Source organism: Streptomyces sp. NPDC057565, assembly GCF_042801455.1.
Taxonomy (GTDB): domain Bacteria; phylum Actinomycetota; class Actinomycetes; order Streptomycetales; family Streptomycetaceae; genus Streptomyces; species Streptomyces yanii.
Genome location: NZ_JBHVFU010000003.1, coordinates 586,915 through 612,572, shown reverse-complemented (window position 1 = coordinate 612,572; position 25,658 = coordinate 586,915). Strand labels below are relative to the sequence as shown.

Genomic DNA, 25,658 nt, shown 5'->3' with positions numbered 1-25,658 from the left:
CCGGTCGAGGGCCGTCTCCGCCGCGCGGCGGAGACGGATCGTCGCCGGGCAGGACGTGCGGGCGGACGGGGCGCGCGAGCGTGGATGTCATGACACAGACACCGACGGCGCCCGCCACCGGGACCGCGCCGGCGCCGCCCCCGCCCACCGGCCGGACACGCGCCGTGCTCCGCACCCTCGCGATCGCCGCCTGCCTGCCGTACATCTCGCTCAAGGCGGCCTGGATCGCGGGCAGTCACATCGGCGTCCCCGCCGACAGCACGCTGCTCGACCACCGCACCGCGATGCTCGTGGCCAACGGTGCGTCGGTGCTCCTCGACTGCACGGTCGTGGTCCTCGCCCTGCTGCTCACCCAGGCGTGGGGGCGACGAGTCCCGGCCTGGCTGCTCACCGTGCCGATGTGGGTGGCCACCGGGCTGCTGCTTCCGATCATGACCGGCTTCCCGCTGCAGCTGCTGGTGAAGGTGTTCGGCGGGACGACCGCCGGGTCCGGCGGGGACGGGCGCCCCTTCCTCGACGAGTGGGTCTACGGCGTCGTCTACACCGGCTTCATCGTCCAGGGCCTGACCCTCGGCGCCCTGTTCGTCCTGTACGCCAGGGACCGCTGGGGTCATCTGTGGCAGGGCACGCTGAGCGACCTGCCACAGAGCCCGACCGCACCGGCGCTGCGGGTCGTCGCGGTCGTGGCCTCACTCCTCGCGCTCGTGCCCGGCACCGTCCATCTCCTCTGGGCGACCGGATCGACCGCCGGTCTGACCGAGACCCGGATCGCGGACCGTACGAGCGACTTCTACGCCCTCGAAGCGGTCTACACGGTGTTCACGGCCGTCACCGTCGCCGGTGTCCTGCTGCTCGCCCTCCGCCGCCGCGGTGCACTCGCCCTCAGGGTGCCGCTCGCGCTGGCCTGGGGCGGCTCCGGGGCACTGGGCTGCTGGGGCGGCTATCTGTGCATCGTCGCGCTGGGCCCGGTCGACGACATCGCCGACCGGCCCACGGCCGGGATGCAACTCACCTACGCTGTACAGATGCTGGTCGGGATCCTGGTCGCCGCCCTGGGCGCCTACTTCTTCGCGGAACGCGCTGCGGCGACGAAGCCCGCCGGACCGTCCGCGTGACCCTGCTCCTCGGCCGGCAGGCCCGGCTGCGCTGGCTGCACCTGATCATCGGCGGCGCGCTGCTGATGCCGTACTTCCTGGTCGGCACCGTGGTCGTCGGCATGTACAACCGCGACGGCAACGCCTTCGACTCGCTGCCGCTGCAACTGACCGCGTTCGCGTACGCCCTGCCGATGGCCGCGGTCACCGGTCTCTTCCCGCTCGCCCGACCGCTGTCGGTGGCGGCGGTCCGCGCCCTGTGCGGTGTCCCCGCGGAGCGGCTCGCCGACGGTCCGGCCAGGACCCGGCAGGCGAGGGTACGGACCGCGGGCTGGCTCACGCTGCATCTGGCGCTCGGCGCCGTCATCAGCGGGATGACGCTGGCGCTGACACCCTTCGCGGTGACCGTGATGACGCTGCCGTTCCTCTCCTCCGTACGGAACTCCGCGGTGCTCGATCTGCCCCGGGCCCTGACCCGGCCGTGGGCGCTGGCCCTGGCGCCCTTCGCCGGTCTTGCGATGCTGGTCGCCCTGGCCGGCTGCGCGGCGGCGGCCGGGGCGCTGCTGGCCCGCCGCGCTCCGCTGCTGCTGGGCCCGACCCCCGACGACCGGCTGGCCGCCGCCGAACGCCGGGCGGCCGACCTGGCGGTCCGCAACCGGCTGGCCCGGGAGCTGCACGACTCGGTCGGCCACGCGCTCAGCGCCGTGACGCTCCAGGCGGGTGCGGCCCGCCGGGTACTGGACAGCGACCCGGAGTTCGTACGCGAGGCGCTGGCCGCGATCGAGGAGACCACCCGGCGCACGGTCGGTGAACTCGACTCCGTGCTGGGCCTGTTGCGACAGGAGGACGAGGGGGAGGACGGACTGACGGGACCGGCGCTCGACGCACTGGACGGGCTGCTGGCCCGCTGCGGGGTCCCCGTGTCGTACGTCGCCCGGGGCGATCCGGGTACGGTCCCCGCCGCCGTGTCCCGTGCGGCGTACCGGATCGTGCAGGAGGGGCTGAGCAACGCGCTGCGGCACGGCGGGCGGGCGGCACCGGTGGAGCTGCGGATCGCGGTGTGCGACGAGGAGCTGGCGATCACTCTGGACAACCCGCTGTCCGGGCGGACACCGGTGGTACGGCCCGGCGGCGGCCGCGGGCTGCGCGGCATCGCCGAACGGGCCGTCCTGCTCGGCGGCCGCGCCGAGGCCGGACCGCACGACGACGACAGGTGGCGGCTGACCGCCCGGCTGCCCCTGCACATCCCCGCACAGGAGAAGCGATGAACACCGACATCCGGGTCGTGGTCGCCGACGACGAACGCATGGTCCGCATGGCCCTGCGCGTCATCCTCGACGCCGAACCCGGCCTGCAGGTCGTCGGCGAGGCGGCGACCGGCGCCGAGGCCGTCTCCGTCGTGCGGGAGCTGCGCCCCGATGTAGTGCTGATGGACGTACGGATGCCGGAGGTCGACGGGATCCGCGCCACCGAGCAGATCCTCGGCTCGCTCGGCGCGCCCCCGCGGATCGTCGTCGTCACCACCTTCGAGAACGACTCCTACGTGTACGACGCCCTGCGCGCCGGAGCCGCGGGCTTCCTGCTGAAGCGCGCGGCGGCCGAGGACCTGGTCCAGGCGGTGCGACTGGTCGCGCGCAGCGACTCCCTGCTGTTCCCGTCGGCGGTACGGGGACTGGCGGCCGAGTACGGCAGGCGGCAGGCGTCCGCCGCACCGCCCTGGGTGGGCCGGCTCACCGAACGGGAGGCGGAGGTGCTGCGGCTGATGACGGCGGGGCTGGCCAACGCGGAGATCGCGGAACGGCTGCGGGTGGGCCCGGCCACGGCGAAGACACACGTGGCGGCGGTGCTGGCGAAGACCGGAGCCAGGGACCGCACTCAGGCGGTGATCGCGGCGTACGAGTCGGGGTTCGTCACGCCCGGCTGACCCGGGCCCTGTGGCGCGCAGTATGAAGAATCGGTGAGAAGCGGCACAGACGGGAACGCGCCGGACGCCGCCGCTCGTCCCTCCAGCGGGATGAACAGAACAATCAGGCACACCTCGGTCTTCTGCCTGCTGCTGGTCCTCGCCCTGCTGGGGCGGGCGACCTGGGTGCAGGCGTACCAGGCCCAGGCACTCGCGGACAACGACCACAACCGGCGGAACACCATCGCGCAGTACGCGCAGCCGCTCGGCGACATCATCGTGGCCGGATCACCGGTCACCGGATCGGAGAAGACCCGGGGCAGCGATCTCGCGTACAAGCGCACGTACACGCAGGGCGAGCTCTATGCCGCCGTCACCGGGTACAGCTCGCAGGCGTACGGCGCCACCCAGCTCGAAGGGATCTACAGCCATGTGCTCGACGGCACGGACAACCGGCTGAAGAACCCCGTCGACGTGGTGACGGGCAAGCAGACCTCGCCCGGCAGTGTGCTGACGACGATCGACCCGGATGTGCAGAAGGCGGCGTACGGGGCGCTCGGCAACGACAAGGGCGCGGCCGTCGCGATCGACCCCGCGACCGGGAAGATTCTGGGAATGGTCTCCACCCCCTCGTACGACCCGTCGAAGATCAGTGGGACGAACGACGGCGACGTGTGGAAGAAGCTGCTCTCCGACCCGGACAAGCCACTGGTCAACCGTGCTCTGCGGCAGCCGCTGGCGCCCGGATCGACGTTCAAGCTGGTGGTGGCGTCGGCCGCGCTGGAGAACGGTCTCTACAGCTCGGTCGACGAGCGCACGGACAGCCCCGACCCGTACACGCTGCCCGGCACCACCACGGTCCTGAGGAACGAGAACGCGTCCGCACCCTGCGAGAACGCCACACTGCGCACGGCGCTCCAGTACTCCTGCAACAACGTCTTCGCGAAGGCCGCCGCCGATCTCGGTCAGGACAAGGTGCGGGCGATGGCCGAGAAGTTCGGCTTCAACACGGAGAAGCTGGACGTCCCGGTGCGCGCCTCCGAGAGCCTCTACCCGTCGGGCATGGACAAGGCGCAGACGGCGCTGACAGGCATCGGCCAGTTCGAGGTCACCGCGACCCCGCTGCAGATGGCCATGGTGTCCTCGGCCCTCGCCAACGGCGGTGAGCTGGCGGCCCCGCACATGGTGTCGAAGGTGACGGACTCCGAGGGCAACACCCTGCAGGAGTTCGCGGACGGCGACACGAAGCGGGTCGTCTCCGCCTCGACCGCCGAGCAGCTGCGCAGCGCGATGGTCACCGTCGTCGAGCAGGGCACCGGCACCAACGCCCGGATCGACGGGGCGGAGGTCGGCGGCAAGACGGGCACCGCGCAGAACGGCGTGGGCAACAGCAACACGCCGTACGCCTGGTTCACCTCGTACGCGAAGTCGGCGTCCACCGGCAAGGAGGTCGCGGTCGCCGTGGTCGTGGAGGACTCGGGCTCGGCCCGCTCGGAGGTCAGCGGCAACGGCCTGGCGGCGCCGATCGCCCAGAAGATGATGAGGGCGGCGCTCCAGGGGTGAGAAAACCGGGCGCGGAGGGCCGGCCGCGGCTGCCAAAATCGGGATCATGACCTCAGCGCCTTCTGACCCCCGCACGCTCGACGGGCTGGACCGGACCGACTGGGCCGCGCTGAAGCATGTGTACGGCTCCGCGGTCGAGGTGCCGCGCTGGGTGCGCGACGTGTACGCGCCGGAGCGTGCGGATGACGCGGTGGAGGAGATGCTCACCTCCGTCTACCACCAGGGCGGTCAGATCTGTTCGGCCGCGCCGCCGCTGCTGCCGTATCTGGTGGCGATGGCCGCCGACCCGGTGGTGACGGTCCGCGGGGAACTGCTGCAGCTCGTCGGGAGTCTGGCCCGGGTCGGCTGCTGGGAGGCGGAGCGCCGGTTCGTCGACCCCGGCTGGTCCGCGGCGTGGACCGGGGCGCTGCCCGTGCTGCTCACGCTGCTGGACGACTCCGATCCGGGGGTGCGCCGGGCAGTTGCCCAGCCGCTGTCGCATGCCGCCGCGGAGGCGGAGGCGGTGAGCGAGGCGCTGTGGGCGCGGTCGGACGCGGAGCCGAACGGGGAGGTGCGGTCGGAGCTCGTCGAGGCGGCCGGGAAGCTGCTGCTGCGGGCGCCCGGACTGACCTCCACCCGCGACCGGTTGCGGGACATCGCCGGTCAGGGTTCCCCGGCTGAGCGGCTCGCGGCGGTCACCGCGCTGCGACGGGCCCTCCCGGAGCAGCGGGACCCGGAACATCTGGAGACCGTTGTCTCGGTCCTGCGGGATGCCCGGTTCGACGAACCGGGGCAGAACGAGTGGGGGTTCCGGAACGCGGCGGGGCTGGTGCCGTGGACGGGCGCGGCGTTCGGACCGGACCGCGAGGTCCGAACGGAACTGTCCCTGCGGCTCCTCGGCCACCCGCAGGCGGGGCATCGCACGGGAGCGCTGCGGACCGCCGCCGAGGTGCTCAGCACCTGGCGCTCCCCCGTACCCGTGCTGCTGCCCGCCGTCGCTGGACTGCTCACCGACGCCGAGCCGGAGAACCGGCAGTTCGCCGCGCGGGTACTCGGCATGTGCGGCGAGGCCGCCCGGCCGTGGGCCAACGGTCTGGCAGCCCTGTGCACGGGCGACGAGGTGTCCGCGGATGCGCAGGACACCGCGGTCTGGGCGCTCGCCCGGCTCGGCGACCGGCGCTGTCTGGGTCCCGTGGTGGACCGACTGTCCGGGGGCCGGCTCGGCTTCGCCCTGCATCAGTCGCACGCCGACGGCTGGTGGATGTACCGACTGGCGCTGCTGGACACCCTCGCGCCACTGGCCGGGTGCGCCGACGAGCTGCTGGATCCGCTGCTGCGGCGGCTCGCGGCGGCGACGCTCAAGGACGAACGGCGGGCCCTGTGCCAGGTGTTGACGGCTTGGGGCCGAGCAGCCGCGCCCGCTGTCCCGGAGCTGCTGTCACTGCTGGACACCGATGCGGCGGTCTGGGCGCTCGACGCCCTCGCCGCGATCGGCCCGGCGGCGGCCGACGCCGTCCCGCGCCCTCGTCTGCGGGCGCTGATCGACGCACCGGCGGAGAATTTCGCCGTATCGCGGCTGCGGGTGGCGTACTGGCGGCTGACCGGCGATCCGCAACCGGCGCTCGATGTGCTGCTGCCGGCGTTCGACGCCCCCTGGGGCCGCGAGGAGGTGGTGGGCTTCCTCGGCGAACTGGGCCCGTCCGCGGCGCCGTACGCCGAGCGGATACGGGCCCTGCTTCCCGAGCACAAGGAGGGCTGGCTTCCGCTGAGGTGCGGCTACGCCCTGTGGCAGATCACCGGTCGGAGCAGTGAGGCGGTACCCGCTCTGCTCGGGCTGCTGAACCCGCTGCAGCAGGGCAGACACGCCTACCGGGCGACGATCACGGCCGTCCACCGCCTCGCCGAGATCGGCCCGCCCGCCGCCGCGGCGGCCCCGGCCCTGCGTGCCGTGCTGGCCGCCGATGAACGCCCGGTCAGGCACGGCGGCTGGGAGTCCGTGCCGGAGGACGACGAGCTGTGCGGGGCGGCGCGGGCCGCGTTGCGCGCGTTCGGGAGCTGACCGGCCCGGACCGCCCCGCCGACATGACTACTTCACGCCGAGCAGTTGCTCGATCGGGTCGATCGCGAAGTAGACCGCGAACAGTACCGAGGCGCCCCAGAGCAGCCAGTGCACTTCGCGCGCCTTGCCGATGACGGTCTTGATGACCACGTACGCGAGGAAGCCCGCCCCGATGCCGTTGGTGATCGAGTACGTGAAGGGCATCACGGCGATCGTGAGGAAGGCCGGGATGGCGATCTCGTACCGCTCCCAGTCGATGTGCCGGACCTGAGCCATCAGCAGGAAACCGACAGCGATCAGGGCGGGGGCGGCGGCCTGGGCGGGGACGACCGTGGCGAGTGGGGTGAGGAACAGGGCGACGGCGAACAGCGCACCGGTCACCAGCGAGGCGAAGCCGGTGCGGGCGCCCTCGCCGACGCCGGCCGCGGACTCGATGTACGACGTGTTGGAGGACGCCGAGGCCGCGCCGCCCGCCACGGCGGCGGCACCGTCGATCAGCAGGACCCGGCCGAGGTTCGGGACCTTGCCCTGCTCGTCGAGGAGTCCGGCCTCGTTGGAGACACCGACGACCGTGCCCATCGTGTCGAAGAAGTCACTGAGGATCAGAGTGAAGACCAGCAGGACGATGGTGACGACGCCGACCTGCTGAAACGCCCCGAAAAGGCTGAAGGCGCCGATGAGACCGAAGTCCGGGGCGGCCACGATGTCGTCGGGGACGGCCGGCACGGTCAGACCCCAGGCGGCCGGGGCGATGTCCGCGATCTCGTTGATGACGATCGCGACGATTGTCATCACGACGATGCTGATGAGGATGGCGCCCTTCACCTTCCGGGCGAGGAGCGCGACGGTCAGCAGCACACCGAGGCAGAAGACCAGAACCGGCCAGCCGGAGAGCTGCCCGGTGGCGCCGAGCTGGACGGGTACCGAACCGGTGTCGCCGGGGATGCGGGTGGCGAAGCCCGCGTCGATGAAGCCGATGAACGCGATGAAGAGCCCGATGCCGACGCTTATCGCCTGCTTGAGGGCGGACGGAATGGCCCGCATGACGGCCTCGCGCAGCCCGGTGACGACCAGGGCGCAGATCAGCAGACCTTCGAGGACGATCAGCCCCATCGCGTCGGGCCAGCTCATCAACGGTGCGATCTGGAAGGCGACCACGGCGTTGAGGCCGAGTCCGGCGGCGATGGCGAGCGGCAGGTTACCGCCGAGCCCCATGATCGCGGTCATCACGGCGGCCACCAGAGCGGTGGCGGTGACGAGCTGGGGACCGGAGAGATGGGCGCCGAACTTGTCCTCGGCCGAGCCGAGAATGATCGGGTTGAGGACCAGGATGTAGGCCATGGTGAAGAAGGTGGCGAAGCCGCCGCGTATCTCGCGTCCGAAGGTCGAGCCGCGGTCACTGATGGCGAAGTAGCGGTCGACGGCATTGCGTTGCGCGGTGCTGTCCACAGCATCGCGTTGCAGGGTGCTGTCCGGCATGGGTGCTCCTGGGTGGGTGAAAGTCCCTCGGTGGGTAGCTGGATTGTTCCCTCGGACACAGGGTCTTCAGGTTTTCGCCGTGTTACGCCTTACGTGGATCGCGCACCCGTGTCGAAGCGCTTCCGGGATGCGTTGATACGCTCTCGCCCCGCCCGCATTCCGCGGGTGGGAACGGGAACCGTACACAGTCGGACCCCGCGCGTCACCGGGATTCGAGTGCAGAGAGAGGTACCCGTGGGCCCAGTCGTCGACGATGCCGCTGCCGCCGAGTTCCATGAGTTCTTCGAGGCCCATTACGCCGAACTCGCCCGGCTCGCCCATCTGCTCACCGGCGAGGCCGACGGCGCGGACGATCTGGCTGCCGATGCCCTGCTGGCCCTCTGGCACCGCTGGGACCGGGTGAGAAACGCCGACCATCCCGTCGCGTACGCGCGCGCCGTCGTCGCCAACCTCGCCCGTACCCGGATCCGCAGCGCGGTGCGTGAGCGGCGCAGGATCGCCCTGTTCTGGGCGCCGCGCGGGGCCGGGGACGGGTACGCGGTCGACGATCCCGATGTGTCGGTGGTCGTCGATGTCCAGGGGGCGCTGCGCAGGCTGCCGTTCCGCAAGCGGGCGTGCGTGGTGCTGCGGCACGCCTTCGACCTGTCGGAGCGGGACACCTCGCTGGTGCTCGGGATTTCCGTGGGCACGGTGAAGAGCCAGACCTCGCGCGCCGTCACGGAGCTGCAGCGGCTGCTCGGTCCCGATACGCCCGCCGCGCAGGTACAGGTGGCCGTCGCGGCGCAGCGCAGCGGAGGAAGACACTGATGGACGACGAGCTGCGTGAGCGGCTGCGTACGGCTGCCGAGGCGCACCGCCCCGACCGGGAGCGGATGCTGGCCCGGATCGAGCGCGGAATGACGGGCACGCCGTCCGCCCGTGCGCCGCGGGCCCCGCGCGGGGCGATGCCGTGGCTGCGGGTCGCCGGGGCGACGGCGGCGGTCTGCGCGGTACTGGCCGCAGGGGCCTACGCGGTCACGTCGGCGGGCGGCGGGGACCCGCGCGGACAGCAGGTCGCGGGCCCTCCCGCCTCGCCCGCTCCGGCGTCGAAACCACCGGCCGGGGGCGGCGCACCGCCCACCGAGGACGGGCCGCTCCGGGTCGACGGCGCCGTCGACCCGCACAGCAACAGGTACTGGGCCCAGAGCAATGTGACGCTGCAGACGCAGCAGCCGCTCGCCGGCCTCACCGTCGAGCTGCGGATCGCGCTCACCGGCGGGGTGAACACGACCGGTTCCTGGCGCTCCCTGCCGGAACAGGACTTCGTCGCCTCCGCGCAGCAGAAGGGTGGTTTCCTCGTCTACCGCTGGACGCTGAAGCCGGGCCGGACGGTGCCGGTCGGCACGCACACGTTCGCCGGGCAGTACAACCACGCGGAGGGCGACCGGGACACCCGGGGCGACGACGTGACGGCGCGCGCCGTCCGTACGACGGGCCAACCGGCCTCTGTGCGCGACGACTTCGGCCCGCCGGCGGGTTGAAGCGCTTCTGCGGCAGCGGAGATCTCGGCATCGGAGGTCAGAGCGAGGACCAGCCGACCGAGACGGGCAGCGGCCCCGACGGCACGTACTGCCGCTGCACCGCCTCGGACATCACCTACGACTGACCGGGGTCACCGATCGCCCGCGGTGGGCGGGTCGTCACTGGCCCGCCCACCGCTTCACGGTCGCCTCCGCCGCGGCCCGGTCCGCGGGCTTCAGCTTGGAGATCAGGGCGCCGTGGTTGCTGTTCGGTGCCTCGAAGAGCATGGAGTCGTGCTTGCTCGGCTTGAACCGCTCGGCGCTCCACGGGTCGTTCTGTCCGTAGACGAACATCATCCGCTCGCCGCGGGTGGCGACCCAGCGGTCGACGTCCTTGATGGTTCGCCCGTCGTACCCGACCCGCATGTCCGCGGGCAGCACCGAGTTGGGCTGGTAGATGCCGGGGTAGTGGCGGACGTCGGCCAGATGCTTGAACTTGAGGTCGGCCCAGCCCAGTTGGGCGGCGGCCTGCCGGTAGTACGGTCCGCTGCCCTCGGCGCCGTTGCCCTGGTCGGCGTACGGGCTCAGCCCGTGCCCCAGCGACCAGGTGTACAACTCGTCATCGGTGGCGGTCCTCGCGTCGGGGATGGCCGGGCAGTCGGTGTACGTGCCGCTCTGCCAGAAGTTCCACACCTGGTCCAGTACGGAGAACTCGTAGGCCCGGTCGGCCGATCCGAGGTACTGGAAGGTGAGGCCCTGCTTCTCGGCGGTGGCCTCGAAGCGGGGCAGCATCCGATCCCGCCGGACCAGCATCTCGCGCTGCACGGCGTTCAGGGCGGCTCGGCATTCGGGGGTGCCGACGGTCTCGAAGAACTTCTCGTAGCCGCTGTCGTCGTTGTTGGCGGCGTCGTTCGGTGCGACGTACGCGACGACGGCGTCCAGGTCGTCCGGGTAGAAGCGCTCGTGGTAGACCTGCGTCATCCCGCCCTTCGACGCGCCCGTGCCCAGCCACTTGGCCCGGTAGATCGTCTTGAGGGCCTGGACGACCGCGTGTTCGTCACTCGCCTCCTGCTGGACGGTCAGGTCGTTCCAGTCGACCGTCGCGGGCCGGGACTGGCTGAAGTAGCGGTGCTCGATGCTGACCTGGTTGGCGTCGAGAAGCCTGGTGATCTCGCGAGTGGAGCTGGAGAGCGAGTAGCCGCCCGTGTAGAGGACCATCGGCGCGGTCTCCGACTTGTGCCAGAGCGTGAGGCGCTGCTCGAACGTGCCGCGGTCGGGGTGCTCGTGGTCGATCGGCTGGGTCAGCGTGAGGGTGTAGTAGGGGAATCCCTCCTTGGTGGTCTGCGAGACGACGGTGAGTCCCGGTATCCGGTCCAGCCGTTCGCGCACGTCGGTGGCCTGAGCAGTCGCCTCGGCGACGGCGGAGGTGGGGCCGGCGGACGGGACGGGAGCGGCGGCGGTCGCGGCCGTGCCGGTGAGCAGGCTGGTGGCGGCGACGAGCCCGGTGCAGAACAGGGCGGGAAGCAGTGAGTGGCGCAACGCGGGTTCCCCTCGGACGACTGTGGTGCGATGGACACGACGGCGGCATAGTAACCGCTTGCCACAGCCATGTGATCACTCCGCACCGAAGGGATCCGTGGGCCGACGGACGAGCAACGACGGTTGCTCCGACGAATTGTTGACGATCCGTCGGTCAGCGGCCCTTGCCCGCTCCGGCGCCGGGGGCGTCGCGAGGGACCGGCGGCGGGGCGCGACCCGGACCGCCGCCGGCCCCCCGGTCACCGGGGTGTCGGCCGTGACGTGACGGACGTCCGTGTCAGCTCTTGTTCTGGTCCTTCCACTCCGCCTGGGCCTTGTTCAGCTCGTCGGCCATCTTGTCCAGGAAGGCCTTGGCGGTGGTCTTGCCGAGGAGCACCTTCTGGAACTCGGGCTCGTTGTCGGCCTTGCTGATGGTGTTCCAGTCCGGCAGGTAGTACGGGAGCTGGACGATGCTGGTGGAACCGTCGGTGAGGGCCTGGGCCGCGAGCTTGGTCGGCTCCGCCTCGGAGATCCAGGCGTCCTGGGCGGCCTCCGTGTTGGCCGGGATGAGGCCCGCCGTCTCGTTGAACTTCGAGTTCGCCTCGTGGGAGGCGGCGAACTCGATGAACTTCCAGGCGGCCTCCTTGTTCTTGGAGCTCTTGAAAAGGCCGAGACCGTCGACCGGGTTGGAGACCTGCACCCGCTTGCCGCCGGGGCCGGTGGGCTGCGGAATGCCGCGGAACTTGTCGGTACTCAGCGCCTTCACGTGGTCCTGGTAGGAGCCCAGGTTGTGGTTCAGCATGCCGATGGTGCCGGAGTCCCACTGGGCGACCATCTTGATGAAGTCGTTGTTGAGGTCGGCGGACGGGGTGACCTTCTTGAAGAGGCCCGTGTACTTCTCCAGCGCCTGGACGTTCTTCGGGTCGTTGAGCGTGGTTTTCTCACCGCTCGGGTCCCAGAAGGACGTGATGCCGGACTGCCCGTACATCGCGTCCATCGCCTGCGCGATGGATCCGGCACCGCCGCGGATGGTGTAGCCGAACTCGTTCTTCTTGGCCGCGGTGAGCTTGTCGGCCGCCGCGTAGAACGTGTCCCAGGTGGTCGGCTCGGCCAGGTTCGCCTTCTTGAACAGGTCGGTGCGGTAGTAGAGGACGCCGTTGTTGGCGGAGATCGGGACGTTGTACATGTGCTCGTCGGAGCCGCCGGCCGCCTTCACCGACTCGACCATGCTCTTGTTCAGCTTGCCGTCGAGGGAGGACTCGGCGGCCCGGTCCTCCAGCGGCTCCAGCGCGTTCTGGGCGGCGATCCCGGCGAGCATCGCCGCGCCGACGCCGCCGACGTCCGGCAGGCCGCCGCCCTGGATGGCGTTGTCGTACTTGGACTGGGCCTCGGGGGCGGCCACCCCGACGTACTGGACGTCGATCTCCGGGTACTTCTTCTCGAAGTCGGCGATGATCTCCTTCCAGATGTCGGTGCGGACGCCGCCGTTGTTGTCCCAGAAGACGATCTTGCCCTTGCCGCTGCCTTCGTCGCCGGAGCTGCCGCTGCCGTCGTCACCGCAGGCGGTGGCGGTCAGGGCGAGCACCGCCGCGAGGGACACGGCTGCTGCGGCACGCCCCCGCTGCGTCGTGGAGATGTTCATGTCGGCTCTTCTCTCTGGTTTCTGTCGGTGCTGCGCATGCGTGGGGGTTCAGTGGTGGGCACCCTGCGGGGCCCAGCCGTCCTCGCCGCCGAGGTAGTCGGACACCTGGTGGTGGGCGGCGTCTGCGGCGGCTCTCTGGCCGGTCGGGGGTGCGGGTCAGGCCGTGGTGCGGAAGTCGGTGAAGTCGGCCGTCCCGGCGGGTCCCGTCCCGGTCGGTGCGGTGGCGAAGAGTCCGAGCAGTGCGCCGACCCAGCGCCACGGGGCCGCGGCGAAGGGCTGGCCCGAGGACCGGAACCCGGCCCCGTCGCCGGTGTCGGCAAGGAAGTGGCAGCGGGCGCCCGCAGTGACCTCGATGCGGAGCCGGGCGCGTCCTTCGGGTGCCGGGCGGCTGTGTTCGGCGTCCCGTTCGTGTTCGGCCACGCTCTCGGCGTACCGGTGCACGAGCCGTATCCCACCGTCCTCGGCGCGTTCGAGACCGATCCAGCTGAACGCGTCGCCGAGCACGGCGAGCCCCGCCTTGGCCCCCGCCTCCTGGCTGCCGAGGGTGATACCGACCTCGGCGGTGAAGGTCTCGGCGGGCAGCCGCTGGACCAGGACGTTGGGCAGGGCGCGCAGATCGTGCGCGTACGCCGTCCGTACGCAGCTGAGCCGCAGCCCGTCCCCTGCGTGCTCGACCGTCCAGCCGGGCCGGTGGTTCGCCGTCCACTGCCACTGCCTGCCGTACCGCCCGCCGGGGAAGCCGTCGCTGGACGCGGGGGCTTCGGGGGGCTGCTCGGGGGCGACGGGTTTGGGGTGGACGGAGACGGGTTCGCCGTGGTCGCCGAGGACCGGCCAGCCGTCCGTGTCCCAGCGCATCGGCTGGAGATGGACGACTCGCCCGTACGCCCCGCGCTCCTGGAAGTGCAGGAACCAGTCATGCCCTGCCGTGGTTCGAACCCAGCCGCCCTGGTGCGGCCCGTTGACCGAGGTGCGGCCCTGGGCGAGGACGACACGTTCCTCGTACGGTCCGAAGAAGTCCCGTGACCGGAAGGCCCCCTGCCATCCGGTCGTCACACCACCGGCCGGGGCGAAGATCCAGAACTCGCCGCCGTGCCGGTAGAGCTTGGGGCCTTCGAGGGTGAACCAGCCCGGGATCCGGTCCGCGTCGATCAGGGTCTTGCCCTCGTCGAGGAGTTCGCGTCCGTCGGGGCTCATCCGGTGGCCGGTGATCCGGTTCTTGATGCCGGATCGGGACTTCGCCCAGGCGTGCACGAGGTAGGCCTCGCCGGTCTCCTCGTCCCACAGCGGGCAGGCGTCGATCAGTCCCCTTCCCGCCTTGACGAGATGAGGGGCGCTCCACGGGCCGCGGACGGACTCGGCGTTGATCTGCTGGATGCCGTGGTCCGGGTCGCCCCAGAAGATCCAGAACCGGCCGGCGTGGTGCCGGAGGGAGGGCGCCCACACGCCGCAGTCGTGGCGTGGCACGGCGAAGTCGGCGGCGGGTTCGAGGCGGTCGAGTGCGTGGCCGACGAGCGTCCAGTTGACCAGGTCGCGGGAGTGCAGCAGCGGCAGTCCGGGGACCCGGCCGAAGCTGGACGCGGTGAGGTAGTAGTCGTCGCCGACCCGGACGACGTCGGGGTCGGACCAGTCGGCGTTCAGGACGGGGTTGCGATAGGTGCCGTCGCCCAGGTCGGCGGTCCAGGGGCGGCTCACGCGGTCACCGCCCGGCGGACGTACGCGGCCGCCGTCGCCCGGTCGAGCCGGCCGTCGGCGATGACGGTGACGACGCGGCGTACCACGGTGGCACCGGCCGGGACCGGCAGCCGCTCGGCGGCGGCGAGGGAGGAGCCGACGCCCGGGTACTGGGTGGTCCGCACGAACCACGGGTCACGCCGGGTCTCGTCGGTCGCTCCGGCGAAGACGAGGGTCCAGCCGTCGCCCGTCATGGCCACCCAGCCGGCGACCCGCCCGTGGACCGCTTCCTCGCCGTCGCCGAATCCGTTGAACACGGCGGGCGCGGCGGGTTCCTTCGGGGCGCGCCAGAAGAAGCCGCCGTATCCGGCGCCGGGGCGGCCGTTGGTGGCGGGGCTGCCGATGGAGAGGTCGTCGGTGCCGCGGTTGGTGAGCGAGAAGGAGAAGTCCAGCGCCCAGGCGGTGTCGGAGAGTTGGGCTGCGGCGACGGTGCGGTGCTCGCGCAGCAGCTCGGTGTGGTCCGCCTCCCAGCTGAGCTCCTCGACGAAGCCGTCCGGGTCGCGGAGCTTCCAGCCGAGGTGGCGCTGGACCCCGTGGTTGTCGAGCTCGGTGGGGCCCTGGTCGCGGACGAAGGTGCGGCCGCCCCAGAAGTTGTGCCCGGCGACGTCCGGAACGGCGACGGAGGTGCCCAGGTGGTGGAGGTGGTCGGCGGGGTGCTCCTCGGTGACCGGGACGCCCGCGAGGGTGGTGACCGGGTGGAAGTAGGGGCGGCCCTCGGGCGTGGGGAGATAGGTGTACCGGCCGACGGGGCGTCCGGCGCAGCTCAGGAGTACGGATGTGGGGGTCACGATGAACTCACCTCGGTGGGGAGCGCCCAGGGGACGCCGAGTTCGGAGAAGAGCGTGAGGCTGTCGGCGCCCGCCGCGACCAGGGCGTCGATCCCGCGGACCACCCGGCGCGCTCCGGTGGAAGCGGTCGCCGGCTCGGTGTGCCAGGCGTCGGAGGGCAGCGCGACGGGCTCCGGGGCGGTCCGTACGGCTTCGACGACCCGCATGAAGGCCCCGGTGCGGTGCGGGGGCACCAGGAGTTCGGCGCGGCCCGCGAGGTGTTCGACGAGGTTCTCCAGGAGGTCGGTCCGCCCGTGCACGGCCTCCTCGGGGCCGTGTCCGGCACGCTGGACGAGGACCCGGTCCTGCTTGTACCAGAAGGTGATCCGGCCGCGGTCGCCGTGGACGATGACGTACGGTTCCCCGGCCTGTTCGGCGCAGAGGGTGACGGACGCGGTGACCGGCAGCCCGCCGGTGGTGGTGATGCGGACGGACGACGTGTCGTCGGCCTCGATGTCGTGGGCGCGGAACAGCTCGGTTTCGATGGCGGTCACGTCGTCGGCGGTCCCCGCACCGGCGAGTTCGAGTGCGGTGGCGACGGCGTGCGCGAGGGGGTTGGTGAGGACACCGTCGACGACGTCGACCGTGCCGATCCTGCGCCGCCCCGCCCAAGGGGCCCGCCGGTAGTAGGCGTCGTCGCGGACCCAGGCGCCCGCGGCGCCGATGCCCAGCACCGTGCCGAGGGCGCCGGAGCCCATGACTTCGCGGATGGCGGGGACGGCGTGCGAGCCGAAGGACTGGAAGCCGACCTGGCAGGCGATGCCGGCCGACCGCACGCCGGTGAGCATCCGCTCGAAGTCGGCGTACGTCGCGGCGGGCGGCTTCTCCAGCAGGAGGTGGACGGAGCGGGCGGCGGCGGCCAGGGCCAGCTCGGTGTGGGTCTGGATCGGGGTGCAGATGACGGCGGCGCGAGCACCGGTGAAGTCGAGGAGCTCCCCGAAGTCGGACGACTGGACGGGAAGTTCACCGGCGAAGGGGGCGAGTTCGTCCTCGGTCAGCGGATTCAGTTCGCAGATGCCGACGAGACGGACGAGGCCTTTGTGCTGCAGGCGGCGGATGTTGGCGAGATGCCAGCGTCCGTGACCGCGCGCGCCGGCGAGGACGAGCGGGACGGGCGTCGGGGTCGTGCTCATCCGGCCCTCCAGCCTGCGAGCAGCACGGCAGCGGCCACGGAATGTCGGACGAGTCTCTTACGTGTAGGCGGTGTTGAGGGAGTTGTGGACATCGGGGGGTCTCCTCGACCGGGCAGGACGGGGGGCGGCAGCGCGCTGCGGAAGGGCTGTCAGCCCTTCACGGCACCGGCACTGAAACCGGTGATCAGCCACTTCTGGATGAAGGCGAAGACGATCACCACGGGGACCGCTGCGATCACGCCACCCGCGGCGAGCGCCCCCAGGTCGACGCTGTCCGCGCCGATGAGGGTGTTCAGGCCGACCGGGATCGTCTGCTTGTCCTGCTCGCTGAGGAACATCAGGGCGAACAGGAAGTGGTTCCAGCTGTGCACGAAGGCGAAGGAGCCGACGGCGATCAGTCCGGGCCGCAGCAGCGGCAGCACCACCGCGCAGAAGGCCCGGAAGCGCGAGCAGCCGTCCACCCAGGCCGCCTCTTCCAGCGTGGCCGGGACGTTCTTGATGAAACCGCTGATCAGGATGATGGAGAGCGGCAGCTGGAAGACCGTCTCGGCGATGACGACGCTCCCCAGGGAGTTGATCATCTGGAGGTTCTTGAAGATCTCGAAAAGCGGTACGAGCATCAGGGCACCCGGGATGAACTGCGAGCAGAGCAGCGCCAGCATGAAGCCGTTCTTGATCCGGAAGTCGAACCGGGCCAGGGCGTATCCGCCGGCGAGGGCGACGAGCGTGGTGGCGATCAGTGTGCAGACGCCGACGATCATGCTGTTCTGGAAGAAGACGGCGAAGCTGCGCTCGGTCCAGACCTTCGAGAAGTGCTCCCCCGTCATCGGCCACGGCACGAGCGAGGTGGATCCGGTGGGCCGTACGGCGAAGAGGAACATCCAGTAGAACGGGATGAGGGTGAAGAGCAGATAGATGCCCAGCGGCACGTAGATCTGCCAGCGCGGTACGTCGTCGAAGGCGCGCTCACGCCTGCGGCGGCGCACGGTGGGCGGCGGGGTGTCCCGTGCGGGCTCCGCGACGGTGTCGGTGTGCTTCTCGGCGAGTGCGGCAGTCACTTGTGGTCGCCTCCGAACTTGCTCAGGCGCAGGTAGACGATCGAGCAGAAGAGGAGGATCACGAAGGCGACGGTGGTGAGCGCGGAGGCGTAGCCGAAGTCGTGGCCCTCGATGCCGGTGTTGGCGACGTAGAGCGGCAGGGTGGTGGTCTCGCCGGCCGGTCCGCCGCCGGTGAGGGTGTAGAGCAGGTCGACGTTGTTGAACTCCCAGACGCCGCGCAGCAGCGTGGAGAGGATGATCGCGTCCCGCAGGTGCGGCAGGGTGATGTGGAAGAACTGGCGCATCCGTCCGGCGCCGTCGACCGCTGCCGCCTCGTACAGCTCCTTGGAGACGGACTGCAGGTCGGCGAGGATGAGGATGGCGAAGAAGGGCACCCCGCGCCAGAGTTCGGCGACGGTCGCGGCCCAGAAGACGGTGCCGGTGTCGGAGAGCACCGAGGTGCCGTAGTCGCCGATCCCGGCGTCCGCGAAGTAACGGCTGAAGCCGGTCGAGGAGTTGTAGAGCAGGATCCAGATGGTGCTGGTCAGCACGCCGGAGACGGCCCACGGGGAGAAGACCATGGCGCGGGAGATGCCCCGGCCGATGAAGGTCTGGTTGACGATCAGGGCCAGCGCCAGGCCGAGCGTGAGCTGGAGCGCGACCTGGGTGACGACCCACTGGGCGCTGAAGCCGAGGGTCGTCCAGAACTGGTCGTCGTCGGTGAAGATCCGGGTGAAGTTGTCGAAGCCGGCGAAGCCGTTCCGCCACGGCTTGGTGACGTTGTAGTTCTGCAGGCTGTAGTAGAAGACACTGACCACCGGGTAGGCGATGAAGCCCAGCATCAGCAGCCCCGCGGGGGCGATGAGCAGATAAGGCAGTCGGCGGGGGTTCGCGGAGCGGCGCCGGGGCACCTTGGGCGGTGTGGCCACGGCGGTGGCTTGGGCCATGACACGTCTCCGTTCTGAGGGAAGTGCGGGTGGTGGTGCGGGTGACGGTGGCGCGTGGAGTGCGCAAGCGCTTACCGCATGACGTTCGGTATGCCGAACGGGCGGTGCGCCGGAATTCTCGGTGGGGCGGTCAGCCCGCGTACGGGTCGGGCACTTCTCCCTGCCGGGCCAGGAAGGCGAAGTCACAGCCGGTGTCGGCCTGGGTGATCTGGTCGTGGTAGAGCGCGCCGTAACCGCGCTCGTACCGGGTGGCCGGCGGAGTCCAGGCGGCTCGTCGGCGCTCCAGCTCCTCGTCCGGCACATCGAGATGGAGCAGGCGCGCCTCGACGTCCAGGGTGATCAGGTCACCGGTGCGGACGAGCGCGAGCGGACCGCCGACGTACGACTCGGGGGCGATGTGCAGCACGCACGCCCCGTAACTGGTGCCACTCATCCGGGCGTCGGAGATCCGCACCATGTCCCGAACGCCCTGCTTCAGCAGATAGTCGGGGATCGGCAGCATGCCGTACTCGGGCATCCCGGGGCCGCCCTTGGGTCCGGCGTTGCGGAGCACCAGGACATGGTCCGGGGTGAGGGCGAGCGCCGGGTCGTTGATGGTGCGCTGCATCTCCTTGTAGTCGTCGAAGACGACCGCGGGTCCGGTGTGCCGCAGCAGTTCCGGTTCGGCGGCGATGTGCTTGATGACCGCGCCGTCGGGGCAGAGGTTGCCGCGCAGCACCGCCACGCCGCCCTCCTCGGCGAGAGGGTTGTCCCGCTCCCGGATGACATCGGAGTTGTGCACGAGCGCCCCGTCGAGCTGCTCGCGGAGCGTGTCGTACGAGACCGTCGGCCGGTCCAGGTGCAGTACGTCGGTCAGCCGGGCCAGGAATCCGGGCAGCCCGCCGGCGAAGTGGAAGTCCTCCATCAGGTACGCCCCGCCGGGGCGGAGGTTGGCGAGGACGGGGACCGTGCGGGCGATCCGGTCGAAGTCGTCGAGGGTGAGCTTCACTCCCGAGCGTCCCGCCATGGCGATCAGATGGATGACGGCGTTGGTGGAGCCGCCGAGCGCGAGAACGGTGGCGACCGCGTCCTCGTACGCCTCCGCGGTGAGGATCGACGACAGCTTCCGCTGCCGCCACACCAGTTCGACGATCCGGAGCCCGGACTGCGCCGCCATCCGGTCGTGCCCGGAGTCCACCGCCGGGATCGACGAGGCTCCCGGCACCGTGACACCGAGCGCTTCGGCGGCGGCCGTCAGGGTGGACGCCGTCCCCATCGTCATGCAGTGGCCGGGCGAACGCGCGAGTCCGTTCTCCAGCTCGCCCATCTCGCAGTCGCCGATGAGCCCGGCCCGCTTGTCGTCCCAGTACTTCCACATGTCGGTGCCGGAGCCGAGGACCTCGTTGCGCCAGTGCCCCGGCAACATCGGTCCGGCCGGCACGAAGACGGTCGGCAGGTCGACGGATGCGGCGCCCATCAGCAACGCGGGCGTCGACTTGTCGCAGCCCCCCATCAGCACGGCGCCGTCGACCGGGTAGGAGCGCAGCAGCTCCTCCGTCTCCATCGCGAGCATGTTGCGGTAGAGCATCGGGGTCGGCTTCTGGAACGTCTCCGAGAGGGTGGAGACCGGGAATTCGAGCGGGAAACCGCCCGCCTGCCAGACGCCCCGCTTGACCGCCTGCGCGCGGTCGCGCAGATGGACATGGCAGGGGTTGATGTCGGACCAGGTGTTGAGGATCGCGATGACCGGCTTGCCGAGATGCTCCTCGGGGAGGTAGCCGAGCTGCCGGGTGCGGGCCCGGTGACTGAACGAACGCAGCCCGTCCGTCCCGTACCACTGGTGGCTGCGCAGCTCCTCGGATCCGATCCTTCCGTCCTCGCCCGTCATATCGACCACCCGGCGACCTCGCCGGCGACCTCGTCGCGCTGCGCCTGCGGCAGCTCCCGGCTGGGCGGGCGGACATCGCGGCGGCAGAGTCCGAGCGAGGCCAGGGCCTCCTTGACGACCGTCACGTTGTTGGCGGACTGACGGTCGGCGCGCAGTTCCTCGAAGCGGCGGATCTGCTCCCAGACCTTCATCGCCGCCGCGTGGTCGCCGGCCCGCAGCGCCTCCAGCATGCCGAGCGAGACCCCGGGGGCGACATTGACGAGTCCGGAGGTGAAGCCGGTGGCGCCGGCGGAGAAGTAGGCCGGCGCGTACAGCTCGGCGAGACCGGCGATCCAGACGAACCGGTCCAGTCCCGCGTCCCGGGCGAACGCGGCGAACCGTGTGACGTCCGGGACGGCGTACTTCACACCGATGACGTTGGGGCAGCTGTCGGCGAGCCCGGCAAGTGCCTCCCCGCCGAGCTGCGGGTTGCGGATGTACGGGACGACGCCGAGCCCGGGGACGGCTTCGGCGATCGCCCGGTGGTAGTCGACCCAGCCTTCCTGCGAGACGTACGGGTGGACGGGCTGATGGACCATCACCATTTCGGCACCGGCGTCGCGGGCGTGCTCGGCCGCGGCCACGGCGGTCGGCACGTCGTGCCCGACCCCGACCAGGATCGTGGCGCGGCCGCCCACCTCGTCGATGGTGAGCTCGGTGACGGTGCGCCGCTCCTCGGGGGTGAGCGCATAGAACTCCCCGGTGTTGCCGTTCGGGGTGAGGATGCGTACACCGCCGTCGAGGAGCCGCCGCAGCAGGGCGCGGTGGGCGGCCGTGTCGATGGTTCCGTCCGCGGTGAACGGGGTCACCGGGATCGCCACGACATCTGCGAGGGCCGCCTTCAGCGGTGTGAGGTCCATGCGGACAGGCCTTTCGTCGGTGTGCTGGTGGTTCACGCCCCGTCCCCCTCGGTCTGCGCTCCGGCGGGGAAGGCGCGGCTGACGAACGACGCGATGTGATCGCGCAGGGCCCCGGCCGCGGCGTCCGCGTCGTCGGCGAGCGCGAGCCGCAGGATCTCCCGGTGCTCGGCCGCCTCCCGCTCCCAGGACGGGATCGTCGCCCAGGCGACGGTCGACACGAGCGCCGCCTGGTCGCGGACCTCGTCGAGCATCCGGGCCAGCAGCGGGTTGCCGCAGGGCAGGTACAGCGCCCGGTGGAAGTCGCGGTTGGCGAGCGACCGGTCGGCCTTGTCACCGGCGGAGTCGGCCCGCTCCAGGGCTTCCTGGGCCGCGTCGAGCGAGGCCCTGCGCGTGATGGAGCGGCGCAGTGCCTCCGGCTCGAGGAGCAGCCGTACGTCGTACACCTCGCGGGCCATCTCCGCGTCGACCAGCCGCACGGTGACGCCCTTGTACTGGCTCATGACGACGAGCCCGGTACCGGCGAGGGTCTTCAGCGCCTCGCGTACCGGGGTCTTGGAGACCCCGAACTGTGCGGCGAGTTCGGTCTCGACGAGCGCCTGCCCTGGTCTCAGCTGCGCCGTGAGGATCGCGTGCTTGATCGCCTCCAGCACGTACTGGGTGCGGGACGGAATCGGGGTGGGCGCAAAGGTCATGGGTGAAGGGCTCTCGCATCTCACGTATCGCGTCTCATATATGACGTACGAAGTACGACGCGATGAAGCTAGAGGCGGGCCGAATGTTTCGTCAACGCTTCTGACGGAAGAACTTTCGGCGACCTCGGTGTAGGGCATCTGCCCGATGCCCCGGCGCGTCCTTAGTCGCCAGCATGAGTTCCTGACGGAACTGCAGGTCAACGAGGTATGGGGGCGCGATGACGGGGGCGGCGGCAGGAAAGGTGCTGCGGGACCGCAACGCCGGGCTGTATCTGACGGCGGTGGTGGTCTCCGGCTTCGGGACGTCCGCGATGTGGCTCACCGGCGGGATCTGGGTCAAGTCCCTCACCGGGTCGGACAGTCTGGCGGCGCTCGCCGTGTTCGCCATGTGGCTTCCCGTGCTGACCGGTCCCGCACTCGGCGCGGTCGCCGACCGGTTGCCCCGCAAACCCTTGCTGATCGGGGCGAATCTCGCAATGGCGGGGCTGCTCACCTCGCTGCTCGCGATCGATTCGGCGGGGCGGATCTGGATCCTCTTCGCGGTGCTCGTGCTGTACGGGGTGAGCGGTGTGCTGATGGACTCGGCCGAGTCGGCGCTCGTCGCGCACACCGTCGATCCCCGGCTGCTCGGCGACTTCAACGGGTTTCGGATGATCGCGAACGAGGGCATGAAGCTCCTCGCACCACTGACCGGCGCCGGGCTGTACGCGCGGTTCGGCGGCGGCGCGGTGGCGCTCCTCGACGCGGCGTCGTTCGCGCTGGCCGCCGGGGTCTACGCACTGGTGCGGGTACGGGAGCCGGCCCGGCCCGCCCGCACGGACCGGCGGGGCGAACTGGCAGCGGGGATCCGGCAGGTGTGGGGGTCAACGGTGCTGCGGCCGCTGGTGCTTGCGGGTGCGGTGACGATGCTGTGCGCCGGGCTCAACGGGGCCGCGCTCTACGCGGTCGTCGACGACGGGCTCGGGCACTCCCCCACGTACGCGGGTGTGCTGTACGCGGTGCAGGGCGGCGGGTCGATCGCGGTCGGGCTGCTGGCCGGCCCACTGCTGCGGCGCCTGCCGGAGCGGGTGTTCACCGCGGCCGGGATCGCCCTGTTCGCGCTGGCGGTGGGGGTGCGGGCGCTGCCGTACGACGCGGTGGCGCTGGTCGCGAGCGCCGCGATCGGGGCGGGGCTGCCGTGTGTACTGATCGCCGCGATGACGGCGGTGCAGCGGGAGACGCCGGACCGGGTCCTGGGCCGCACGAGCGCGACCGCCAACTCACTGATGATGGTGCCGAACGCGGTGGCACTGGCGCTCGGCGCGGGGCTGGTCGCTGTGCTGGACATCCGGGTGCTGCTGCCACTCATCGGTGCGGCGGGCCTGCTGACGGCGGTCCTGCTGGTCGCGGACCGGCGAGTGGGGTCTCCCCTGCTCGACCGGAGTTGAGAGCTCGGGGATGACTGACGGGCCCCCACCGGTCCGCGTCCGTCATCGACCGAGGCGTGAAAGCGCCTCGGCGACGGCCTCGATGTCCGGGTCGGATGCCAACCCGGCGTGGTACAGGCGTAGTTGGTTCGCGCCGAGCGAGGCCGCGTGGATGGCGTCACGCTCCAGCGTGGCGGGGCTGCCGCCCATGCCGGTGACCACGGTGAAGTTGGCGGCCACCACCCCCTGACGTCCGGCGAACGGGCCGAGATACGTCTCGCGCCCGGCGTCACCGCCCGTGCAGGGCAGCACCACACCGTCCGCCACGCCCATGATGTGCTGCGGGTCGACACCGACGTTCGCACCGGAGCGGTACGCGGCAGGGTCGGCGTGCAGCAGCACCTGGAAGCCTGCTCCGGCCGCCGCACGCACCGCGGCGACAGCGGACTCCTGGAGCGTACGGGCGACCCGGCCGCGCCACTGGAGCGCGGCGGCGGCGAGATCGGCGCCGAGGAGCTTCTCGACCCCCGACCAGCCTGCCTCCGAGGAACCGGAACCGACCCAGGCGGGCTCCAGAGCCGCGCGCACGGCGCCGATCAACTCGTCCGGTTCCAGGCCGTGTTCCGTGTAGCCGCTCCGGCAGGCGGGACAGAAGCAGAGCGACATCAGGTACTGCGCCGCGTCCCCGAGTCCGACTCCCGCGATCTTGTCGTGGGCGTGCAGATGCGCGAAGCCGTACCAGCCGCAGGACTCCAGCTCGGTGCCGCGCGCGCCGTCGCGCACCGCCGCCTCCGCGGCCAGGTCCACGAGGTACGCCCGGACCGCGGGCTGCGCGATGCAGGGTGCCCAGGGATAGCGGTCACCGTACGCGTTGACCACCGAGGTGTCCGGATGTTCCGCGCCCAGCCGGGAGTTGTGCGCGAGAACCACCCAGCTGTGCACCTCCAGACCGGCGTCCGTCAGCGCCTGCGCGGCCTCGGCGTACGCATCGTCCGAGGCCACCCAGGACTGCGCGTAGGGGTACAGCTCGCGCCCCGCCCACCGCCCGGGGTCCGGCGGGTACAGCACCGCGGCGTGCTCGGCGGTGACGATCCGGCGACCGGGATGACGCGGGGTCAGGGCCCGGGTGGAGTGGTAGGCGGCGGCGAGCGTCACCTGCTGGACGCCGAGGCCGGCGACGCGGGCTGCCGCGTCCGGGTCCCCGACGACGTCCCAGGGGTAGAGGAACGCGGAGGCCCTCACCCGCGCTCCCCGGACACGGCCTCTTCCTGCCCGTACTTCTCCAGCAGGGCGCGGCCGCGCTCGATGATCGCGGCCAGCTCCTCGACGTGGGCGGCGGGCGGCTCCGTGAGCGGGCTGCGGACGTCGCCGACCGCCAGGCCCTCCAGCCGGACGGCAGCCTTGACCAGTGAGACGGCATAGCCGCGGCCCTTGGCGCGCAGTTCGACGAGCGGCCGGTAGAAGTGGTCGAGCAGTGCGTTGGCCGGCTCGTCGTCGCCGGATTCCAGCGCCCGGTAGAAGGCGAGGGCGATGTCGGGCGCGAAGGCGAAGACGGCGGAGGAGTAGAGCGTGACGCCGATGCCGCGGTAGGCGAGGCCGGTGAGCTCGGCGGTGGGCAGCCCGTTGAAGTACAGGAAGTCCTGGCCGGGCAGTTCGGTACGGACGGCGCTGATGATGCGCTGCATCAGGTCGAGGTCGCCGTAGCCGTCCTTGAGGCCGATGATGCCGGGCGTCCGGGCCAGGGCGACGACGGTCTCCGGGGTGAAGACGGCGTTGTCGCGCTGGTAGACGATCGTCTCCAGACCGGTGGCGGCGGCCAGCGCCGCGTAATGGCCGAGCAGCCCCTCCTGGTCGGCGAGGACCAGATACGGGGGCATGGCGAGGAGTCCGTCCGCGCCCGCCTCCTCGGCGAGCTTCGCGTACTGGATCGCGAGGGCCGTGCCGTATCCGGCGCCGGCGACGACGGGCACCTCCCCGGCGGTCTCCTCGACCGCCGCGGCGACGACGAGCCGGAACTCCTCCGGCGTCAGCGCATGGAACTCGCCCGTGCCGCAGCAGGCGAAGACGGCAGCCGCACCTGCGTCGATCCCGCTGCGCACATGCGCACGGAAGGCGTCGAGGTCCACGGCGCCATCCGGTCCGTAGGCGGTGACGGGGAAGAAGAGCGGCCCGGCGACATGGGTGAGTCGGGCGGCAAGGGGGGCTGAGGTCACGGGCGCTCCCTGAGCAGGTTCCAGCGTGCACAATTCTGATCGGTGTCCATATTCATGAACACGGTCACGCTAAGGCAGCCACGCGGCGCAGGTCAAGGAGGGAGGGCGCGCCACCGGGCCGGAGTTGCACCGATCTTCTCCGCCGCTCTTCTCCGCCGCGCGCGAGGTGC

22 protein-coding genes are annotated in these 25,658 nt (G+C 71.2%); 9 read left to right on the top strand and 13 right to left on the bottom strand.

Features of this window, described 5'->3' with window-relative positions; translation table 11 throughout:
* Positions 1-89: 89 nt before the first annotated feature.
* From ACFU8W_RS10000 to ACFU8W_RS09980, 5 genes are all read left to right on the top strand, one after another.
* Complete coding sequence (locus ACFU8W_RS10000) at positions 90-1,115, top strand: hypothetical protein (protein WP_384034210.1); 1,026 nt, start codon at positions 90-92, stop codon at positions 1,113-1,115.
* Entirely contained in the window at positions 1,112-2,362 is a 1,251-nt protein-coding gene (locus tag ACFU8W_RS09995; protein ID WP_384034207.1) for a sensor histidine kinase, read from the top strand. Before ACFU8W_RS10000 ends, ACFU8W_RS09995 begins: the two co-directional genes overlap by 4 nt.
* The gene (locus tag ACFU8W_RS09990; protein ID WP_384034204.1) at positions 2,359-3,018 is read left to right on the top strand and encodes a response regulator; all 660 of its coding nucleotides are present in this window, start codon (positions 2,359-2,361) and stop codon (positions 3,016-3,018) included. Before ACFU8W_RS09995 ends, ACFU8W_RS09990 begins: the two co-directional genes overlap by 4 nt.
* Before the next feature lie 90 nt (positions 3,019-3,108).
* A complete protein-coding gene (locus tag ACFU8W_RS09985; protein WP_384034201.1) occupies positions 3,109-4,560 on the top strand; it encodes a peptidoglycan D,D-transpeptidase FtsI family protein in 1,452 nt (483 codons plus the stop codon).
* Between the two features lie 46 nt (positions 4,561-4,606).
* Positions 4,607-6,598: a hypothetical protein gene (locus ACFU8W_RS09980; RefSeq protein ID WP_384034198.1), complete on the top strand. Its 1,992-nt coding sequence runs from the start codon at positions 4,607-4,609 to the stop codon at positions 6,596-6,598.
* 27 nt (positions 6,599-6,625) lie between these two features.
* Here the strand turns inward: ACFU8W_RS09980 and ACFU8W_RS09975 are convergent, their stop codons facing one another.
* Positions 6,626-8,077, bottom strand: coding sequence for an NCS2 family permease (locus ACFU8W_RS09975; RefSeq protein WP_384034195.1), 1,452 nt, complete (start codon positions 8,075-8,077; stop codon positions 6,626-6,628).
* Positions 8,078-8,311: 234 nt separating this feature from the next.
* On the opposite strand from ACFU8W_RS09975, the gene ACFU8W_RS09970 reads away from it, so the two are divergent.
* The 3 genes from ACFU8W_RS09970 to ACFU8W_RS09960 are packed head-to-tail and all read left to right on the top strand — an operon-like array spanning position 8,312 to position 9,722.
* Positions 8,312-8,884 (top strand): SigE family RNA polymerase sigma factor, encoded by a 573-nt coding sequence (locus tag ACFU8W_RS09970; protein ID WP_384034192.1) that lies wholly within the window; start codon positions 8,312-8,314, stop codon positions 8,882-8,884.
* The gene (locus ACFU8W_RS09965) at positions 8,884-9,597 is read left to right on the top strand and encodes a hypothetical protein (RefSeq protein ID WP_384034189.1); all 714 of its coding nucleotides are present in this window, start codon (positions 8,884-8,886) and stop codon (positions 9,595-9,597) included. Before ACFU8W_RS09970 ends, ACFU8W_RS09965 begins: the two co-directional genes overlap by 1 nt.
* Positions 9,594-9,722 carry a hypothetical protein gene (locus ACFU8W_RS09960; protein ID WP_384034186.1) on the top strand — a complete coding sequence of 43 codons (129 nt, stop codon included), beginning with the start codon at positions 9,594-9,596 and terminating at the stop codon, positions 9,720-9,722. The genes ACFU8W_RS09965 and ACFU8W_RS09960 overlap by 4 nt, the downstream gene beginning before the upstream one ends.
* Positions 9,723-9,756: 34 nt before the next feature.
* Here ACFU8W_RS09960 and ACFU8W_RS09955 read toward each other — a convergent pair whose 3' ends face one another.
* The 10 genes from ACFU8W_RS09955 to ACFU8W_RS09910 all read right to left on the bottom strand — a co-directional run bounded on the left by ACFU8W_RS09955 (position 9,757) and on the right by ACFU8W_RS09910 (position 21,869).
* Positions 9,757-11,115, bottom strand: a complete 1,359-nt coding sequence (locus ACFU8W_RS09955; protein ID WP_384034183.1) for a S28 family serine protease — start codon at positions 11,113-11,115, stop codon at positions 9,757-9,759.
* Positions 11,116-11,392: 277 nt separating this feature from the next.
* The gene (locus ACFU8W_RS09950; RefSeq protein WP_384034181.1) at positions 11,393-12,736 is read right to left on the bottom strand and encodes an ABC transporter substrate-binding protein; all 1,344 of its coding nucleotides are present in this window, start codon (positions 12,734-12,736) and stop codon (positions 11,393-11,395) included.
* A gap of 156 nt (positions 12,737-12,892) precedes the next feature.
* Positions 12,893-14,428, bottom strand: a complete 1,536-nt coding sequence (locus tag ACFU8W_RS09945) for a family 43 glycosylhydrolase (protein WP_384034178.1) — start codon at positions 14,426-14,428, stop codon at positions 12,893-12,895.
* Complete coding sequence (locus ACFU8W_RS09940; RefSeq protein ID WP_384034175.1) at positions 14,425-15,255, bottom strand: PmoA family protein; 831 nt, start codon at positions 15,253-15,255, stop codon at positions 14,425-14,427. Before ACFU8W_RS09940 ends, ACFU8W_RS09945 begins: the two co-directional genes overlap by 4 nt.
* Positions 15,252-16,427 carry a Gfo/Idh/MocA family protein gene (locus tag ACFU8W_RS09935; RefSeq protein ID WP_384034172.1) on the bottom strand — a complete coding sequence of 392 codons (1,176 nt, stop codon included), beginning with the start codon at positions 16,425-16,427 and terminating at the stop codon, positions 15,252-15,254. Before ACFU8W_RS09935 ends, ACFU8W_RS09940 begins: the two co-directional genes overlap by 4 nt.
* Before the next feature lie 149 nt (positions 16,428-16,576).
* On the bottom strand, positions 16,577-17,485 hold the full coding sequence (locus tag ACFU8W_RS09930) for a carbohydrate ABC transporter permease (RefSeq protein ID WP_345514788.1): 909 nt from the start codon (positions 17,483-17,485) through the stop codon (positions 16,577-16,579).
* Positions 17,482-18,411: a carbohydrate ABC transporter permease gene (locus ACFU8W_RS09925; RefSeq protein ID WP_384034168.1), complete on the bottom strand. Its 930-nt coding sequence runs from the start codon at positions 18,409-18,411 to the stop codon at positions 17,482-17,484. Before ACFU8W_RS09925 ends, ACFU8W_RS09930 begins: the two co-directional genes overlap by 4 nt.
* Before the next feature lie 130 nt (positions 18,412-18,541).
* Entirely contained in the window at positions 18,542-20,278 is a 1,737-nt protein-coding gene (araD, locus tag ACFU8W_RS09920) for an L-arabinonate dehydratase (RefSeq protein ID WP_345514786.1), read from the bottom strand.
* A complete protein-coding gene (locus tag ACFU8W_RS09915; RefSeq protein WP_384034165.1) occupies positions 20,275-21,177 on the bottom strand; it encodes a dihydrodipicolinate synthase family protein in 903 nt (300 codons plus the stop codon). Before ACFU8W_RS09915 ends, araD begins: the two co-directional genes overlap by 4 nt.
* 32 nt (positions 21,178-21,209) lie before the next feature.
* Complete coding sequence (locus ACFU8W_RS09910) at positions 21,210-21,869, bottom strand: GntR family transcriptional regulator (RefSeq protein ID WP_266987009.1); 660 nt, start codon at positions 21,867-21,869, stop codon at positions 21,210-21,212.
* A gap of 218 nt (positions 21,870-22,087) precedes the next feature.
* On the opposite strand from ACFU8W_RS09910, the gene ACFU8W_RS09905 reads away from it, so the two are divergent.
* Entirely contained in the window at positions 22,088-23,296 is a 1,209-nt protein-coding gene (locus tag ACFU8W_RS09905; RefSeq protein WP_384034162.1) for an MFS transporter, read from the top strand.
* A gap of 42 nt (positions 23,297-23,338) precedes the next feature.
* On the opposite strand, the gene ACFU8W_RS09900 is transcribed toward ACFU8W_RS09905, so the two are convergent.
* Complete coding sequence (locus ACFU8W_RS09900; RefSeq protein ID WP_384034159.1) at positions 23,339-24,517, bottom strand: hypothetical protein; 1,179 nt, start codon at positions 24,515-24,517, stop codon at positions 23,339-23,341.
* A complete protein-coding gene (locus tag ACFU8W_RS09895; protein WP_384034156.1) occupies positions 24,514-25,488 on the bottom strand; it encodes a 5-dehydro-4-deoxyglucarate dehydratase in 975 nt (324 codons plus the stop codon). Before ACFU8W_RS09895 ends, ACFU8W_RS09900 begins: the two co-directional genes overlap by 4 nt.
* Positions 25,489-25,658: the final 170 nt, after the last annotated feature.